This window comes from Tenacibaculum sp. SDUM215027 (assembly GCF_050566205.1).
In the GTDB taxonomy this organism is placed as follows: domain Bacteria; phylum Bacteroidota; class Bacteroidia; order Flavobacteriales; family Flavobacteriaceae; genus Polaribacter.
This window is the reverse complement of the sequence record NZ_JBNXUE010000001.1, coordinates 682,602-700,066: the sequence shown is the minus strand read 5'-3', so window position 1 is coordinate 700,066 and position 17,465 is coordinate 682,602. Positions and strand designations below refer to the sequence as shown.

The window sequence follows — 17,465 nt, the reverse complement described above, 5'->3', positions numbered from 1 at the left end:
TATTTAATACTAAAGCTCTCGTAAGGGAGCTTTAGTTGTTTTAAAAAAAGCTGTAATTTTATCTAAATTAGATATCATGTCTGGAGAAAAGAATTTATCAGTCCTCATTAGAGAAATGGAGCCCTTTGTTAATGAAGGAGAATATGTTTTTACCACCGTAAAAGACAGTGTCAATATTAATAGAGAAGATATAATTGGTGAGTTCAAAGAAGTAGAAGGCACTACATTAATCCTAGACAAAACAGTTGCTGACAACTTGGGGTTGACCTACAGCTTTATTGCATCGTGGATTACTTTAAAAATTCATTCTGCTTTAGATGCGGTAGGCTTAACCGCTGCTTTTTCTTCAGAATTAGCAAAACATAATATAAGTTGTAATGTTGTTGCTGGTTTTTATCATGATCATATTTTTGTGGATAAGAAAAATGAAGCAAAAACTATTGATGTTTTAACAAATCTATCTAAATCGATTTAGTTTTAGTTCATGGAATTACAACCTCCTTTTCGTAAAATTATTCATGTTGATATGGATGCTTTTTATGCATCTGTAGAGCAATTGGATAATCCTGAGTTACGAGGAAAACCCGTTGCTGTTGGAGGAAGTGAAATACGTGGTGTAGTTTCTGCAGCAAGCTATGAAGCTCGAAAATTTGGAGTACGCTCTGCAATGAGTGGTGTGTTAGCAAAACAAAAGTGTCCGCATTTAATCTTTGTTCCTCCTCGTTTTGATCGTTACAAAGAGATTTCTTCAAAAATCAGAAAAATATTTTACGATTATACCGATTTGGTAGAACCTTTGTCTTTAGATGAAGCCTATTTAGATGTTACTGAAAACAAAAAAGGAAACCCGTCAGCTAGCATGATTGCTCAAGAAATTCGTCAACGTATTTGGGACGAATTAGAATTACGAGCATCTGCAGGAATATCTATCAATAAATTCATTGCTAAAGTAGCTTCTGATATTAATAAGCCTAACGGACAGAAAACTATCAATCCTGAAGAAGTAATCTCGTTTTTAGAAAAACTTTCTGTAAATAAATTTTATGGTGTAGGAAGAGTTACCGCTGCTAAAATGCACAATTTAGGGATTTTTACAGGTTTAGATTTAAAACAAAAATCGTTAGAAGAACTCACAAAGCTATTTGGAAAATCAGGGGTACATTATTACAATATTGTTCGAGGTATCCATAATTCAGTAGTAAAACCCAATCGTATTCGAAAGTCAATTGCTGCCGAAACTACTTTTAGAGAAAACCTATCTTCAGAGATTTTTATGCTAGAACGTCTTGACAAAATTGCTGATGAGTTAGAGCGTCGTATGAAAAAATCAAATACTAAAGGAAAAACAGTAACATTAAAGATAAAATACAGCGATTTTACGCAACAAACTCGTAGTAAGACCACCAATCATTACCTACAGTTAAAAAAAGAGTTCTATCCTGTTGTAAAAGATCTATTATATCAAGATACACTTAATAATTCAGTTCGATTGTTGGGGATTTCTTTCAGTAATTTAAATACTGAGAAAAAAGAACCTGTTTGGGTACAATTACGGTTTGATTTTTAAAGTACCGGTATTTTTAACGATACTTTGGTTCCTTTTGGGTTTCCCTTCTCATCAATTATATCTGTATAAATTAATGAATAGTTATTTGCATACTCATTTGCAAAGTTTCGTAATCGTTCTTTGGTCAAGTCTATACCTATCGACTTACGGTTTAGTGATTTATTTTTTCTAATTTCCATAGCAGCACCTCTACCAATTCCATTATCTGTAATATCAATTTGTATAAATTCATCCGATATTTTTGTGACTGACAATGAAACTTCTTTTTTTCCTTTCTTACATGAAAGCCCATGCCAAATTGAGTTTTCTAAAAAAGGCTGAAGTATTAATGGCGGAACTTTTATCCTTTCTATGTTTACATTTGGCTCTACCTTTTCTACATAATTAACTTCATTAGATAATCGAATATTTTCGATACTCATGTATAAGTTCATTGTTTTTAGTTCTTCACACAACGTTACTTCTTTTACAGATGAAGACTCTAAAATACTTCGAATTAGTTTTGAAAATTTATTTAAGTAATATACCGCATTTTTCTGTTCATTGTTTATAACATAGAGTTTAATAGAGTTTAATGCGTTGAACACAAAGTGCGGATTCATTTGAATTCTCAAAGCTTCCTGTTCTAACATCAATATTTTTTTATCGTTGTTTAACAAACGTTGTCTATACATCGAATACAATAACACCCCTAACAATGCTATGGAAACTAACGCTATAATTAAAACATTCCTATTTCGTAATAGTTTTAATGTTGCTATTTCATTCTCTTTTGCTAAACTTTTTATTTTATTTCTACTAACCTCATTATCGTACTTATTAATAAGGTTATTTACGTATAATATATTTTTGTCATTAAACGTTTTACGTTCTCCTTCAATAGCCTTCTTATAAAAACCATATGCTTTTTCGTAATCCTTTTTTTTCTCATATAACTCAGATAAATACAAATTAGACTGGTTAACTCCTGAGGGAATTTTATGCTTACTAGCAATTGCTAAACCTTTTTCTAAATATATTTTTGCTTTATCTAAACTGTCTAGTTTTAGCTGTGCATTTCCTAAAGTAACGTATACATCAGAGGTGTAATATTGATTACCGATTTTTTCTGAAAGAGACACTACTTCACTTATATATTTATAAGCTTCTTCGTACTTTCCTTGCAACAATAAAACATTACTAATGCTATTGTGACAAATGACCTTTCCTATACTTGAGTTATTTTCAATATTGTATTGTAAAGATATATTGTAATGTTCTAATGCAGCATCAATATCTCCTAAGTTTTGAAAAGCCAGCCCCATGTTTTGATGATTGATTGCCAACCCTCTTTTATCATCCGTTTTCTCTTGAATTAAGATTGCTTTTTTAAACTTTTCTAACGCTAATTGATATTGTTTAAGAGCTAAGTATATGTTACCAATACTGTTGTTTGATATACTTATGCTTATTTTAGTATCAATATCTGGAATTTCAATTTTATCAGCTAACTCAAGTGCCATTTGATGGTAATTTAAAGCACTTCTAATTTTGTCTTGTCTCCTATATACTACTCCTATTTGATTTAGCGTGACTACTTCTGCATTAACATCCTCTATCTCTCTTGATAATTTCAGTGCTTTCAGATGGTTTTCTATTGAAGTATCAAAAAATGAGTTATTTCTGTGATGCCTTCCAAGTAAGTTATAAGCATACACTTCTCCCAATCTATACTCTTTTAGTTCACTCTCTTTTAAAAGAAAATCTATATCTTCTTTCTTAAATCGCTCACCTTTAAAAAAATGATATAAGTCATAATAATCATCTATTTTCTTTTCTATCGCTAGCTGTATTAAACTATCTATATTTTTCTTTTCTTCTTGCGAGAAACAAGAAAACACAACAGAAAACAAAAAAGTGGTTATTATTAGTTTCTTCATTTAAAATTTTTCTAAGAAATCCGACTTTCTTTGTCTAGAAACGGGGATTTTATGGTTGTTTTCTAATACGACATAACCATCTGATTTTAAAAACTCTTTTATTTTATTCAAGTTGATTATATATGAATTATGTATTCTAAAAAAATGATCTTCAGGAAGCAGCAAGTTAATTTCTTTTAGTTTTTTAGTCACTACTATTTTTTTATTAACTCCTGTGGTATATATTGTTGAGTAATTACCATCTGACTCTACAAACAATATCTCATCTTGAGATAAAAAAACTAGTTTTCCATCTGTATTAATAGTTATTTTTCTTCTATTAAACTTCTTATTAAAACTTGATAATATTTTTTCAACTTTTTCAGTATTGTTATTCTTCTTGTAATGCAACTTAACTCTTCCTATTGTTTCCTCTAAATCATCAGAATCTATAGGTTTGAGAAGATAGTCTATTGCTTGGTTTTTTAATGCTTTTATTGCATATTCATTGTATGCAGTTGTAATAATTATAGCAAAATCTTTATTGTCTAATTTCTCTAACAACTGAAAACCATCCATAGTAGGCATTTCAATATCTAAAAAAAGGCAATCAATACTATTATCGTTTATAAATTTAATTGCTTTTTCTGCTACCGTAAATGTTTCTATAATTTCTATATCATTTTCAAAGGTTGATAGCTCCCAAGAAAGTCCTTGTATTGCTTTAGGTTCGTCATCAACTATAACTGCTCTTAACATTTTATATACATTTATATCAAATGTAACAGATAATATTTTAAAAATAAAATGTAACCAATACGATTTTAGCAAAAAAACAGACTAAAACTATGTTATACATATAAGTTTATTACCATTTACACAAAAAAACAAACCATTTATACATCCCTTACTGTAAAAAATGTTTTTTCATCTGATATTTGCAGTGTAATACACAAGGGGAATCATATTGATAAATTGGGGGATTAATCAATAATGATATTAAGTTATAAAACACCACTCTAGAGTGGTGTTTTTTTTATATATAAATTTAAATGTTCGGTTTATATACACAAAAAAGCTCAACTAAAAATAGTTGAGCTTTTGTCTTATTCTAATCAGTTAGTTTCTTAAGCCTCGAATGGAGTTATAGAAACGTATGATTTGTTATCTCTTTTCTTTTGGAATTTTACAACACCATCAACTTTAGCATGTAAAGTATGATCTTTACCCATGTAAACATTTTCACCTGGATTGTGTTGAGTTCCTCTTTGACGAACAATAATGTTACCTGCAATTGCAGCTTGTCCTCCAAAAATCTTTACTCCTAATCGTTTCGATTCTGATTCACGACCATTCTTCGAACTACCGACACCTTTCTTATGAGCCATCTTTGTAAGTTTTTAAAGTTAATTATTTACTTAATGCTTCAATTAATTCTGCTTTCTTTAAAGAAGTGTATCCTGAAATACCTTGTTCTTTAGCTAAAGCTTTTAATTCTGCTACAGTCATTGAACTTAAATCCTTCGATTCTTCTTTTACTTCAGCTTTAGGAGCTTCTTTTTTAGCGGCTGCTTTTTTTACTCCTGACGCAGAAATTCCTTCGATTTGGATTTCAGTTAAATACTGTCTGTGTCCATTTTTCTTTTTGTAACCTTTTCTTCTTTTCTTCTTGAAAACGATTACTTTATCACCTTTTAAGTGACCTAAAATTTTTGCAGTTACTCCTGCACCTTCTATAGCTGGGGCGCCAATAGTTACGTTTCCTTTATCTTCAATAAGCATTACATTATCAAAAGTTACTTTTGATCCTTCTGCCTCTTGTAAACGGTGTACGTATACTTTTTGGTCTTTTGCTACTTTAAATTGCTGCCCTGCTATCTCTACGATTGCGTACATACTATTTGTTTTGCGTTTATACTTTAAATTCACACTTTCTCAATAAAAATGCGGGTGCAAATATACATTTTTTACTTCAAAAAAAAATGTATTCCTCAGAAAATTACTCTTTTAGCATAAAAAAGACTAGTTTTTATTATTCTAACTGTAACAATTAGTATAATTTCACGTCAAATACACGAAAATTATTAAAAATTAAATTTCAATCAATGAGAAAAAGAGTTATCACTCTAGCTTCAGCTTTGTTGTTAGGCTTATCCGCTAACGCACAAAAAGTTGAGTTTGAAGAGTACGATTTAAGCAACGGAATGCATGTTATCTTACATCAAGACAAATCTGCTCCTGTGGTTACCGTTGGAGTAATGTACCATGTAGGATCCAAAGATGAAGAGGATGGAAAAACAGGAATGGCACATTTTTATGAGCACTTGTTATTTACTGGAACTAAAAACATTGGTCGTGGTGAATGGAATAAAATTGAAGCTGCCAATGGTGGAACTGGGAATGCAAACACTAACTGGGATAGAACCTACTATTACGAAACATTTCCTTCGAACAACTTACAGCTAGGTTTATGGATGGAGTCAGAACGATTATTACACCCAATTATCGACCAGAAAGCTGTTGACACTCAAAATGAAGTAGTTAAAGAAGAGAAACGTCAACGTATGGATAATGCTCCTTATGGGAAAATTATATATGGAGACGTGTATAGTCATATTTTTGACAAGCACAATTATGGTAGACCTATGATTGGTTACATTAAAGATTTAGATGCCGCTAAACTGAGTGAATTTCAAGATTTTTACAACAAGTGGTATATGCCAAACAATGCTGTGTTAGTAGTAGCTGGTGATTTTGAAAAAGCTTCTACTAAAAAGTTAATTAAAGATTATTTTGAGCCAATTCCTGCAAGAACACTTCCAAAAAGAGACAAAGTGATTGAGCCTGAAAGAGCTAAAGAAAAGCGTGTAAAAGAATATGATTCAAACATTCAATTGCCAGCTATTTTATTAGCACACAAAACTCCTTCAATGAAAGAAAGAGACTCTAAAGTATTGGATGTAATTTCTACTATTTTAAGTAACGGAAAAAGCTCTAGATTGTATAAAAAACTAGTTGACGATAAGAAAAAAGCATTACAAGTATTTTCTTTTGCTCGTAACCTAGAAGATTACAGTGTTTACAACATTGGAGCTATTCCTTTAGGAAAAACTTCTTTAGATGATTTAATTAAAGAAATGGATGAAGAAATTGAAAAACTTCAAACAGAGTTAATTTCTGATAGAGATTTACAAAAGGTTCGTAATAAGTTTGAAAATCAGTTTGTTGCTTCAAATTCTAGTGTACAAGGTATCGCTAACTCTTTAGCAAGAAATTATATGTTAGTTGGAAACACTAACCAAATTAACAAGGAGTTAGAAGTTATCAACTCTATTACTAAAGAAGAAATTAGAGACGTAGCTAAAAAATACTTAGCTAAAGACCGTCGTGTTATTATCGAATATTTACCAAAAAAGAAATAATCATCTAAACTGAATTTTAATGAAAACGAAAATATTTTCAATTGTCACAATATTATTTCTATCATTAACTGTTTCAGCGCAGATTGATAGAACCCAACAACCAAAACCAGGTCCAGCTCCTAAAATTAACTTAGGAACTCCTAAAAAATTTGCTTTACCTAACGGATTGCAAGTTTTAGTGGTTGAAAACCATAAATTACCAAGAGTATCTGCTACATTAACCATTGATAATCCACCAATGTCTTATGGAAATAAAAAAGGAGTTGAGGGCTTATTAAGCGGAATGCTTGGAACAGGATCAACAAACACTCCAAAAGCAAAGTTTGATGAAGAAGTTGACTTTTTAGGAGCAAATATCTCTTTTTGGGATGAAGGAGCAAGAGCAAGTTCTTTATCAAAATACTTTCCAAAAGTATTAGGTTTAATGGCTGATGCTGCTTTTAACCCTGTATTTACCCAAGAAGAATTTGATAAACAAATGACGCAATCTCTTGACGGAATTAAAAACAGCGCTAAAAGTGTTAAAGCTATTGCTAGTAGAGTTGAAAATGCATTGACGTATGGTAAAAACCATCCTTTTGGAGAGTTTACCACTGAAGAAACATTAAAGAACGTTACGTTGCAAGATGTTAAAGATTTATACAACAAAACGTATAAACCAAACAATGCCTACTTAATTATAATTGGCGATGTAAACTTTGACCAAATTAAGTCACAAGTTAAAGACCAATTCGGAGCTTGGAAAAAAGGTGATTTAGTTACTCAAAAATTACCAAAAGTTGAAAATCCTTCAACTGCTGAGATCAACTTTATTGATATGCCAAATGCTGTTCAGTCTGAATTATCTATCATTAGCGCAGTAGATTTAAAGATGAACGACAAAGACTACTATGCTGCTTTATTAGCGAACCAAATTCTTGGCGGAGGTGGTACTGGTAGATTATACAAAAACCTTCGTGAAGATAAAGGGTACACTTATGGAGCTTATTCAGGAATCGGATCAAGTAGATATGCTTCTCGTTTTAAAACAACTGCATCTGTAAGAAATATGGTTACTGATAGCGCTATGGTTGAAGCGATGAAAGAGATCAACAAAATCCGTTACCAAAAAGCAACTCAAGAAGAGTTAAATATTGCAAAGGCTAAATACATTGGAAACTTTGTTCGTAACGTTGAGAAACCTCAAACAGTAGCTTCATATGCTTTAAATATTTTAACCAATGATTTACCTGCTGATTACTACAAAAACTACTTAAAAAACATTAATGCCGTAACATTAAATGATGTTCAAAATGCAGCGATTAAGTATTTTAAAGGAGATAAAGCTCGTATTGTAATAACTGGTAAAGGAATTGATGTTTTAAAGAACTTAGAAAAAACCGCTGATTATAAAATCAACTATTTTGATAAGAACGGGAAACCTACAGGGAAACCTGCAATGAGTTTACCTATCCCTAACGGTGTTACAGCATCTAGTGTAGTGGATGATTATTTTAAAGCAATTGGAGGAAAAGACAAAGTAGCAAACGTAAAATCTGTAATGATTTCTTCTGAGGCAAAAGTTCAAGGAATGCAATTAAATCTAGTTCAAAAAAATGCAACTCCTAACAAATCCTCTGTAATCGTTTCTATGATGGGTAATGTGATGCAAAAAGTAGTTTTTGATGGAACCAAAGGATATCAAGAAGTTCAAGGTCAGAAAAAAGAAATGACAGGAGAAGAGTTAGAAAAAGTAAAAAATGAATCAGCTCCTTTTACCGATAAAGCTTATAAAACTGGAACTTTAGATAGAGTTGAACCTATAGATGGAAACAGTGCTTATGTTATTAAACATGGTAAAAAAGAAATCTTTTATGATGTAAAATCTGGATTAAAGGTTAAAGAGGTCAAAACCGCTAAAGGACCACAAGGAGACATGAAAGTACCTGTTGTTTTTTCAGATTACAAAGAGGTAAATGGAATTAAATTCCCTCATAAAATGATCCAAAAAAATGGACCAATGAATTTAGAGTTTATTGTAAAAGAAATTAAAATCAACGAAGGTGTTTCTGACGCTGATTTTAAATAAGAATTAGATTTAAGTCTATAAAAACTCAAAGAGCCAAAATGCAATATTTTGGCTCTTTTTATTTTAAGTAATTTTAAAACTATCTAGCTTTATTTACCAACCAAACTCCAAACAAAATAATCCCTCCTGCCAGTAACTGTATTAAGCTTAGCTTTTCTCCATCAACAATTCCCCAAATTACAGCAACCGCTGGAATTAAATACGTAACTGAGGCTGCAAAAACAGGAGAAGATAAGTGTACCATTTTGTTAAACAACACTTTTGCTATTCCTGTTCCCACTACAGCTAAAACAGTAATATAACCTAACGCTGAAGTAGTTTCTGTTGTTACTTCAAAAGTTGAAAAGAATCCAGAAAATGCCAAAACTATGAATGCTGGTATTATCAATAACAAAAAGTTCCCTGTAGTGATAGCCAACGCATCTAAATCATTTAAATATTTCTTAATCATATTTACATTAAATGCATAACCTATTGAAGCTATTAATATTAAAATAGCATACCAATAATTTTGATTCGGATTCAACTCAGCTCCCTTTAAAATAAGCATCAAAGTTCCTACTAAACCTATTAAAATACCATAAAACTGCTTTCTTTTAAAAGTGAATCCAAACACCAGCGCTCCAAAAATAAATGTATTAAAAGGCGTTAACGAGTTTAAAATAGCGGGTATAGAACTATCTATTTTACTTACAGCGAAAGCGAATAAAAACGAAGGAAAAAAAGTACCTAAAGCAGCTGTATAAGCCACATACTTCCAGTGCCTTTTTTCAATTCTTTTCAAGCTATTAAATCCAACTAACAATAAAAAAACTGCTGTAATTAGCATTCGTAAAGCGCCTACTTGAATTGGACTTAACCCAATTAGTGCCTTTTTCATTAAAATAAAAGAGCTTCCCCAAACTAGTGAAAGCACTATTAAGAACAACCATTTTTGTTGTTGACTATTCATTTTCAATTAATTTAAGCACAAAAATCGCTTATTTCTGTTTTTAATTTTGATTTTATTGATAAATTTGCCGAATAACTCAATAAATAAAAATGATGAAAATTCAGAAAATACTATTTGCTTTAGCTATCGTAAGCTTTTTAGCTGTTGGATGTAAAAATGAGGCTAAAAAAGATGAAGCTAGTCAAGGGCAAAAAACTGAAGTTGCTGCTGATGCTAAAGACCTTTCGTTAAGTATTTCAGGAATGACTTGTGAAATAGGTTGTGCTAGAAAAATAGCTTCTGACTTAAGTAAGAAAGAAGGTGTTTTAGAAGCAAACGTTGTTTTTAACGATAGTATTGCAACTATAAAATATGATGCTAACAAAACAAACAAAGCTGATTTAATTGCTTTTGTAGAAGGAATTGGTAGCGGTGACATGTATAAAGCTTCTGAAACTACTAAAAAAGCTGATGAGAAATCTTGTGATGCTGATTGTAAAAAAGAATGCTGTACAAAAACTGAAGCTGAAAAAAAGGCATGCAAAGAAGATTGTACTATGGCATGTTGTGCTGAAGCAAAAAAAGCATAATTGTTAATTTAAACAATACCGAAAGCTCCTAATTTAGGAGCTTTTTTTATGCCTTTTAAGTATCTTTGCTAAAATTTTCTTCTGATGAAAAAACACTTTCCTCTCATTGTAAAAATCTCGTTAATTGCGGTATATGTTATATTTTTAGCTGGTTCTGTTGTTCGTATGACAGGTTCAGGAATGGGGTGTCCTGATTGGCCAAAGTGTTTTGGATATTACATTCCCCCGACCTCTGAAGAACAAATTACATGGCAACCTGATTCTGAATATAAAGAAGGGATGATTATCGTGAAAGATGAAGCTCTTTTTGTAGCTGGTCACGATATAAAAACTACTCAAGAATTTAACGCAAGTAACTGGGAAAAATACACAAAGCACGACTACGCAAAATTCAACAAATTTCACACCTGGACAGAATATATTAACCGGCTAAGTTCTGCTTTGGCAGGAATTCCTTTTTTGTTTTTAATTTTTGTTTCTGTTAAATTCTGGAAAGAAAACAAACAAATTACCCTTTTATCATTCGGAGCTTTCTTTTTAATGTTATTTGAAGCTTGGTTAGGAAAAACTGTGGTAGATTCTAACTTAAAACCAACAATAATCACCATTCATATGGTTGGTGGTTTAGTAATTGTAGCCTTACTTTTATGGTTACTATATATCGTTTCTGACCGTAAAAAAACATCCTACAAGTACAACTCAATATTTAGTAAGCTAGTAATTCTTTCTGCTATATTTTCATTAATTCAAATTGCTTTAGGAACACAGGTACGCCAATTTATTGATGAACAAGTGAAACTACATGGATTTGAAAACAAACATTATAGTTTAATGGATCCTAATATTAAGTTTTATGTTCACCGTTCATTTACCATAGCTATCGTATTGGTAAATCTTGGCTTATTTTACTTAAACCAAATAAAAAATTTAGGTTACAAGTTAGTAAACTGGATAGTATTCTTAATCTTTTTAGAAACCATAACTGGCATTTTAATGTACTATGCTGAATTCCCACTAGGAACACAAGCTGTACACTTATTATCAGGTGCTATTTTATTCGGGTTACAGTTTTATTTGTGGTTGCAGTCGAGAAAAAGTTAAATAATATTTATTCGGTAAAAAATATATTTAATGCTGACGTAACAACTATAAAAAAACAAAAAAAGAGTATATTCCTTTCCTTATTTTTTTCTGACATTTCATTAGATAATTCAGTTTTACATAGTTTTACAAAAAACCACAAAAGGAAACCTCCTATCCTTACCAAAAGCATATACCTACTACTACCTAACATAAAATTTAACCCATTAATCTTTCCATTCCAACGTTTCCATCATGTGAATCATATCATTTTTGATGTATTCAACTGCTGGTAAAATAGAATCGTAATTTGGTTTGGTATAAAAAAACAAAGAACCTTTTAAAAAGTGTTTAGAGCTATCTGTTGCATGAAACTGAACTTGTGAGGCTGCATTCCCTAGAATTTGATATAAACTTCCGTAAACCTTCTTATTTGGGTTTGCGTATTCCACCGGGGCAGTAATTTGATCTGCTTTTATTGCATGTTCAAATACTAATTTTTCAGACTCAATTAACAATTCTCTTAAATTCCCTTCAATAGGACGATACGTAATATCTACCGATGCTTTTAAACTTGGATATTCAACTTTCATCCATTTTTTTGGTAAGTCTGTAGCTTTAGTAATTTGAGTAACTTCAAACGAATATGGTTTGTTAAAATCTGTTTTTTTATAGATTTTATCAGGATATTCTAAACTTAAATATCCTTTAGGTTTGGGCAATGTTTCTTCACCACAACTTATTAAAAATATTGCTGATATCAGCAAAAATAGTTTACGCATTTCGGGTAACTTTTACTTGTTTTATACGTTTTTTAGCCAACGCTTCAATAGTAAACGTATAATTACTGAAGTTTATTTTTTCGCCTTTTTTAGGAAATTTTCCTGAGACTTCTAAAATAAAACCTGCTATGGTTTCACTTTCTCCTTTAGCCTCTTCAAACTTTTCTTCATCTTCGTCTTCTAAGACTCTGCAAAAATCTTTAATGGTTATTTTTCCTTCAAAAATATAATTATTTTCGTCAAGTTTTGAATAAGTTAGGTCTTCATCATCAAACTCATCATTAATATCTCCTACAATTTCTTCTATTACATCTTCTAATGTTACAATTCCACTAGTTCCGCCATATTCATCAACCACAATAGCTAAGTGCTTTTTCATTTCTTGAAATTCAACCAATAAATCATCTAACTTTTTATTTTCTGGAACAAAAAATGGTTCTCGTAACAACTTCTGCCATTTAAATGTTTTCTTATTTAAATGCTCTAACAAATCTTTAGCATATAAAACACCAATAATATTGTCTACATTTTCATGATATACTGGGTTTCGAGAATACCCATTCTTTAAAATAGTCTTTAACACCTCTTCGTAACTAGTGTCATCAGCAATAGCACATACATCTGTTCGAGGTTTCATAATTTGTACAGTTTCAGTATTTCCAAAACTTACAATTCCTTCTAAAATTTTTTGTTCTTCTTTCGTTGTTGCATCATCAGAAGTTAATTCTAATGCTTGTGACAAACGCTCTACAGAAAGATTGTTGTTCTTATTCCCTAGCTTATTTTCAACAACGCTTGTTATTTTGATTAATGGCAAACTTAATGGAGTTAATAACGTATTTAATACCTGAATAGGCTTAGCCATGAACTCAGCAAACTGTAATGATTTTCTACTAGCATATACTTTCGGCAACACTTCTCCAAACAATAAAATTAAAAAAGTAATAAGTACTATTTCAACCAAAAAAAGTACTGATACGTTAAAAAAGTAAAAGTTTAATTCATAATTTAATCCAGCAAACAACACTTTACCAATACTTGCAAAAAGCAACACGATAAGAATATTAATGAAGTTATTAGTTATTAAAATAGTACCTAATAATTTTTTAGGATCACCAAGTAATTTTACTACGGTATTTTCTTCTTTTGAATTTGTTGATAGCTCATCTAATTCGGTTTGAGAAATAGAAAAAAAAGCAACTTCAGTTCCTGAAACTAACGCTGAGCAAACCAATAATAAAAGTAATAATAAACAGTTGATAGTAGTCAACCAGTCAAAACTTGATAATAATAAAAGTAAAGGTTCGGGTTCTGGGTCCAATTTTTAAAATTTAATTAAACTAAAATGGTAAATCATCATCTTCTTCACTAGCTACACTTGGTGGTGTAGGATTAGGGTTCCCTTGAGTTGGTGCTGTGTTTGGTTGCGTATTATTTGGGTCTTTTTTTGTTGATAAGAACGTCATATCTTGTACATGAATTTCAGTTGTATACCTTTTTTGTCCATCAACTTCATACTGACGTGTTTTTATACGCCCTTCACAATACACACGATCTCCTTTTGTTAAATATTTTTCACAGATTTCTGCCAACTTATTACGCACTACTATATTATGCCATTCAACATTTGTTATTCTCTCTCCTGTTTGACGATTAGTGTAGGTTTCATTAGTTGCTAAAGGAAAGCGACCTATTGAGTTTCCTCCCTCAAAATAATGCATTTTTACCTCATCACCTAAATGTCCTATTAAAATAACTTTGTTTATTGTTCCTGCCATAGCATTATAGTTTTGTGTAAAATCAAATATACAAATTTTAAGATTCTTTGCTCAAATATTCCTCTAAAAACTTATCAATTAACACTGGTACTGGGCATTTTTTAACTGTAGTCCAATCCATCGTTTTTGTGTTTACATCCGTAGTTTTTACTACCCAAAACTTGGTGATTAAATGTTGGTGCGACAGTTTATGAATAATATCTTCATTATTAAAAAGAGAAATCGTTGTTTCTTTAGGAAAAAGCTTTGTAAACTGTTCATTCTCCATTAACTCTTCTTCGTTTGTTTTCTTTTGCGTTTCTACTAAAGGAAATTGATAAAGTCCTTGCCAAATCCCTTTCCCTTTTCTTTCTTCTAAAACAGTTTCGTTATTTCCTGTAACTGGCACTAAATAATTAAAGTATCGTTTTTTTACTTTTATTTTTTTCTCTTTTACTGGAAGCTCTTTTATTTGATTTTTTGCTAAAGCCACACAACTGTCAGCTAACGGACACTCATTACACAACGGATTTTGAGGTTTACAATGTAACGCTCCAAAATCCATTATAGCTTGATTATATACTCCTGGTTGTGTTTCGTCTATTAACGTTTGCGCTAACTCTTTAAATTCTTTAATTCCTTTTGTTGAATTAATTGGAGTATTTACACCAAAATAACGCGATAAAACCCTATAAACATTACCATCAACCACAGCTACTGGTTCATTATAACAAATAGAAGCTATTGCAGAAGCAGTATAATCTCCCACTCCTTTTAATTTGAGTAACTCTTTATATATTTTAGGAAACACACCGTTCAACTCTTCTGTTATAAACTTAGCTGTAAAATGTAAATTTCTAGCTCGCGAATAATATCCTAGTCCTTGCCATAACTTTAACACTTTACTTTCATCTGCTTTTGCTAAATCAAACACCGTTGGAAACGCTTCTGTAAACTTTAAAAAATAGGGTAAACCTTGTGCTACACGTGTTTGCTGTAACATAATTTCACTTAACCAAACACGATACGGATCCTTAGTTTTTCTCCAAGGAAGCTCTCTTTTGTTTTGTAAATACCAGTATACTAATTGCTTAGCTAAAATCATTTATGTAAATTGTGGCTGCAAAATTAGTATATTTAATTTAGATATTTTTATTCTTATTTTTTTCGGAATAGATTAATTATCATATATTTGCACCCTCAATTTTTTAAAGAAAACAAACAAAAATATATTTATAATGACAAAAGCAGATATCGTATCTAAGATTTCAGATAAGAGCGGAATTGAAAAAGCAGATGTTTTAGCCACTGTTGAAGCATTTATGGAAGAGGTAAAAGATGCATTAGAGAATGGTGATAATGTATATTTACGAGGTTTTGGTAGCTTCATTATTAAAACTAGAGCAGAAAAAACTGGTAGAAATATTTCTAAAAATACAACTATCAAAATTCCTGCACATAACATACCTGCTTTTAAGCCTTCAAAGGTGTTTACTGAAGGGGTAAAAACAAAAGTAGCTGTAAAGTAATTAAAAAAGTATTAATCCAAAACCTTTACTTTTAAGGTTTTACAAAACATTTTAACTATGCCTAGTGGTAAAAAAAGAAAGAGAGCTAAGATCTCTACACACAAAAGAAAGAAAAGAGCAAGAGCAAATCGTCATAAGAAAAAGTAAGCAGTAGCTTACTTTTTCGTTGCTTTTATAAGCTACGTTCATTGACATTGAGGTTTTAACACCTTAAAATGGTATAAACAATATACCTGTTTACAAATTTTAATCCGTCTTCGTAATATTTTACGTCGGCACAAAACCATATTCAGAATGAAAACAGAATTAATAATTCGTTCAAATTCTTCTGATATTGATTTCGCCTTACTAAGAGATGGTAAACTTATTGAGTTAAACAAAGAAACAAGCGACAATAATTTTTCAGTCGGTGATATTTTTCTTGCTAAAATAGGAAAAGTAATGACTGGTTTAAACGCCGCTTTTGTAAATGTTGGATATCCTAAAGATGGTTTTTTACACTATCACGATTTAGGGCCACAAGTACAATCTTTAAACAAATTCATTAAGAAAGTAAGCACGGGTAATTACAAAGAATTCACTTTAAAAAACTTTCGCTTTGAAGAAGACATCAACAAAGATGGAAGTATTAATGATGTACTAAAATCAGGTCAAAATTTATTAGTACAAATTGTAAAAGAACCTATATCTACCAAAGGTCCGCGTATTAGTTCGGAGCTTTCTATTGCAGGTAGGTTTTTAGTTTTAGTTCCTTTTTCTAACCGTATATCGGTATCACAGAAAATAGCAGATCCGAAAGAAAAGGAACGTTTAAAAAAATTAGCAAAAAGTATCAGACCAAAAGGGTTTGGACTTATTCTACGTACTGTTGCCGAAGGTAAAAAGGTAGCAGAACTTGACAAAGATTTACAGAACTCACTTGACCGTTGGAAAACTATGTGTAAACGCATAGCCAATAACAATACTCCAACAAAAATATTAAGTGAGTTAAACAGAGCATCTTCGATCTTAAGAGATGTTATGAACGATTCTTTTACAAGTATAGTAACCAACGATGAAACTCTTAAGGTTGAAATTAAAGAGTACTTACAAGAAATATATCCTGAAAAGGAAAACATCGTAAGACTCCATCGTTCTGATGTACCTATTTTTGAAAAATATGGTATTGAGCGACAAATAAAAACATCGTTTGGTAAAACAGTTTCAATGAGCAAAGGAGCTTATTTAGTTATTGAACATACCGAAGCTTTACATGTTATAGATGTAAATAGTGGTAACCGTTCTAACAAGTCCTTAAACCAAGAAGAAACTGCTTTAGAAGTCAATTTAATTGCAGCCAGTGAAATAGCTCGTCAGTTACAGTTACGAGATATGGGCGGAATTATTGTTGTTGACTTTATAGATATGAAATCTGCTGAAAATAGACAGAAATTATATCAGCATTTAAAAGATGCAATGTCTTTAGATCGTACTAAACATAAAATTTTACCTCCAAGTAAGTTTGGTTTAGTGCAAATTACAAGACAACGTGTACGACCTGAATTAGAGATAAAAACACGTGAACCAAACCCAAATAAAAATGGAGAAGTTGAAGCTCCTATTGTGTTGTTAGACAAAATAGAAGCTGAATTAGAACGCATACTTAATAGCGGTAAAAAATATAAAGAAATCACATTAAATGTGCATCCGTTTATAGCTGCTTATTTAACAAAAGGCGTTAATTCAATCCGTTTTAAATGGTTTGTTCAACACAAAAAGTGGATTAAAATATTACCTAGAGACGCTTACCAATACTTACAATATAAATTCTATTTAAAAAAGAATAAAAACAGTAAGTAAGG

General features: G+C 31.1%; 17 protein-coding genes. 8 read left to right on the top strand and 9 right to left on the bottom strand.

Translation table 11 applies throughout. From position 1 onward, the window contains the following. The first annotated feature begins 76 nt into the window (after positions 1-76). Together ACQYZ7_RS03245 and dinB are read left to right on the top strand one after the other, a co-directional pair. Entirely contained in the window at positions 77-475 is a 399-nt protein-coding gene (locus ACQYZ7_RS03245) for an ACT domain-containing protein (protein ID WP_430728349.1), read from the top strand. A 9-nt stretch (positions 476-484) separates the two neighbouring features. Continuing rightward, a complete protein-coding gene (gene dinB / locus ACQYZ7_RS03240; RefSeq protein WP_430728348.1) occupies positions 485-1,567 on the top strand; it encodes a DNA polymerase IV in 1,083 nt (360 codons plus the stop codon). On the opposite strand, the gene ACQYZ7_RS03235 is transcribed toward dinB, so the two are convergent. From ACQYZ7_RS03235 to rplU, 4 genes are all read right to left on the bottom strand, one after another. Beyond that, on the bottom strand, positions 1,564-3,486 hold the full coding sequence (locus ACQYZ7_RS03235) for a tetratricopeptide repeat protein (protein WP_430728347.1): 1,923 nt from the start codon (positions 3,484-3,486) through the stop codon (positions 1,564-1,566). The genes dinB and ACQYZ7_RS03235 overlap by 4 nt on opposite strands. Continuing rightward, positions 3,487-4,224, bottom strand: a complete 738-nt coding sequence (locus ACQYZ7_RS03230; RefSeq protein WP_430728346.1) for a LytR/AlgR family response regulator transcription factor — start codon at positions 4,222-4,224, stop codon at positions 3,487-3,489. Positions 4,225-4,592: 368 nt separating this feature from the next. Continuing rightward, positions 4,593-4,853: a 50S ribosomal protein L27 gene (gene rpmA, locus ACQYZ7_RS03225; RefSeq protein WP_408025862.1), complete on the bottom strand. Its 261-nt coding sequence runs from the start codon at positions 4,851-4,853 to the stop codon at positions 4,593-4,595. Between the two features lie 22 nt (positions 4,854-4,875). Beyond that, positions 4,876-5,361 carry a 50S ribosomal protein L21 gene (rplU, locus tag ACQYZ7_RS03220; protein WP_430728345.1) on the bottom strand — a complete coding sequence of 162 codons (486 nt, stop codon included), beginning with the start codon at positions 5,359-5,361 and terminating at the stop codon, positions 4,876-4,878. Positions 5,362-5,570: 209 nt separating this feature from the next. Here rplU and ACQYZ7_RS03215 point away from each other — a divergent pair, with 209 nt between their 5' ends. Beyond that, a complete protein-coding gene (locus ACQYZ7_RS03215; RefSeq protein WP_430728344.1) occupies positions 5,571-6,887 on the top strand; it encodes a M16 family metallopeptidase in 1,317 nt (438 codons plus the stop codon). Between the two features lie 19 nt (positions 6,888-6,906). Beyond that, positions 6,907-8,955, top strand: a complete 2,049-nt coding sequence (locus tag ACQYZ7_RS03210) for a M16 family metallopeptidase (RefSeq protein WP_430728343.1) — start codon at positions 6,907-6,909, stop codon at positions 8,953-8,955. A gap of 79 nt (positions 8,956-9,034) precedes the next feature. Here ACQYZ7_RS03210 and ACQYZ7_RS03205 read toward each other — a convergent pair whose 3' ends face one another. Beyond that, positions 9,035-9,907, bottom strand: a complete 873-nt coding sequence (locus tag ACQYZ7_RS03205; RefSeq protein ID WP_430728342.1) for a DMT family transporter — start codon at positions 9,905-9,907, stop codon at positions 9,035-9,037. Between the two features lie 89 nt (positions 9,908-9,996). On the opposite strand from ACQYZ7_RS03205, the gene ACQYZ7_RS03200 reads away from it, so the two are divergent. After that, positions 9,997-10,476 (top strand): cation transporter, encoded by a 480-nt coding sequence (locus ACQYZ7_RS03200; RefSeq protein WP_430728341.1) that lies wholly within the window; start codon positions 9,997-9,999, stop codon positions 10,474-10,476. Between the two features lie 84 nt (positions 10,477-10,560). After that, a complete protein-coding gene (locus ACQYZ7_RS03195; RefSeq protein WP_430728340.1) occupies positions 10,561-11,577 on the top strand; it encodes a COX15/CtaA family protein in 1,017 nt (338 codons plus the stop codon). A 206-nt stretch (positions 11,578-11,783) separates the two neighbouring features. On the opposite strand, the gene gldD is transcribed toward ACQYZ7_RS03195, so the two are convergent. From gldD to mutY, 4 genes are read right to left on the bottom strand one after another with little or no spacing between them, the layout of a single operon-like run. Continuing rightward, entirely contained in the window at positions 11,784-12,338 is a 555-nt protein-coding gene (gldD, locus tag ACQYZ7_RS03190; RefSeq protein WP_430728339.1) for a gliding motility lipoprotein GldD, read from the bottom strand. Next, positions 12,331-13,659, bottom strand: a complete 1,329-nt coding sequence (gldE, locus tag ACQYZ7_RS03185; RefSeq protein WP_430728338.1) for a gliding motility-associated protein GldE — start codon at positions 13,657-13,659, stop codon at positions 12,331-12,333. The genes gldD and gldE overlap by 8 nt, the downstream gene beginning before the upstream one ends. Positions 13,660-13,678: 19 nt before the next feature. Next, positions 13,679-14,116: a single-stranded DNA-binding protein gene (locus ACQYZ7_RS03180; RefSeq protein WP_115899705.1), complete on the bottom strand. Its 438-nt coding sequence runs from the start codon at positions 14,114-14,116 to the stop codon at positions 13,679-13,681. A 37-nt stretch (positions 14,117-14,153) separates the two neighbouring features. Next, the gene (mutY, locus tag ACQYZ7_RS03175) at positions 14,154-15,200 is read right to left on the bottom strand and encodes an A/G-specific adenine glycosylase (RefSeq protein WP_430728337.1); all 1,047 of its coding nucleotides are present in this window, start codon (positions 15,198-15,200) and stop codon (positions 14,154-14,156) included. Between the two features lie 133 nt (positions 15,201-15,333). On the opposite strand from mutY, the gene ACQYZ7_RS03170 reads away from it, so the two are divergent. Continuing rightward, positions 15,334-15,624: an HU family DNA-binding protein gene (locus ACQYZ7_RS03170; RefSeq protein WP_047787990.1), complete on the top strand. Its 291-nt coding sequence runs from the start codon at positions 15,334-15,336 to the stop codon at positions 15,622-15,624. A 294-nt stretch (positions 15,625-15,918) separates the two neighbouring features. After that, positions 15,919-17,463: an Rne/Rng family ribonuclease gene (locus tag ACQYZ7_RS03165; protein ID WP_430728336.1), complete on the top strand. Its 1,545-nt coding sequence runs from the start codon at positions 15,919-15,921 to the stop codon at positions 17,461-17,463. The last annotated feature ends 2 nt before the right edge of the window (positions 17,464-17,465 follow it).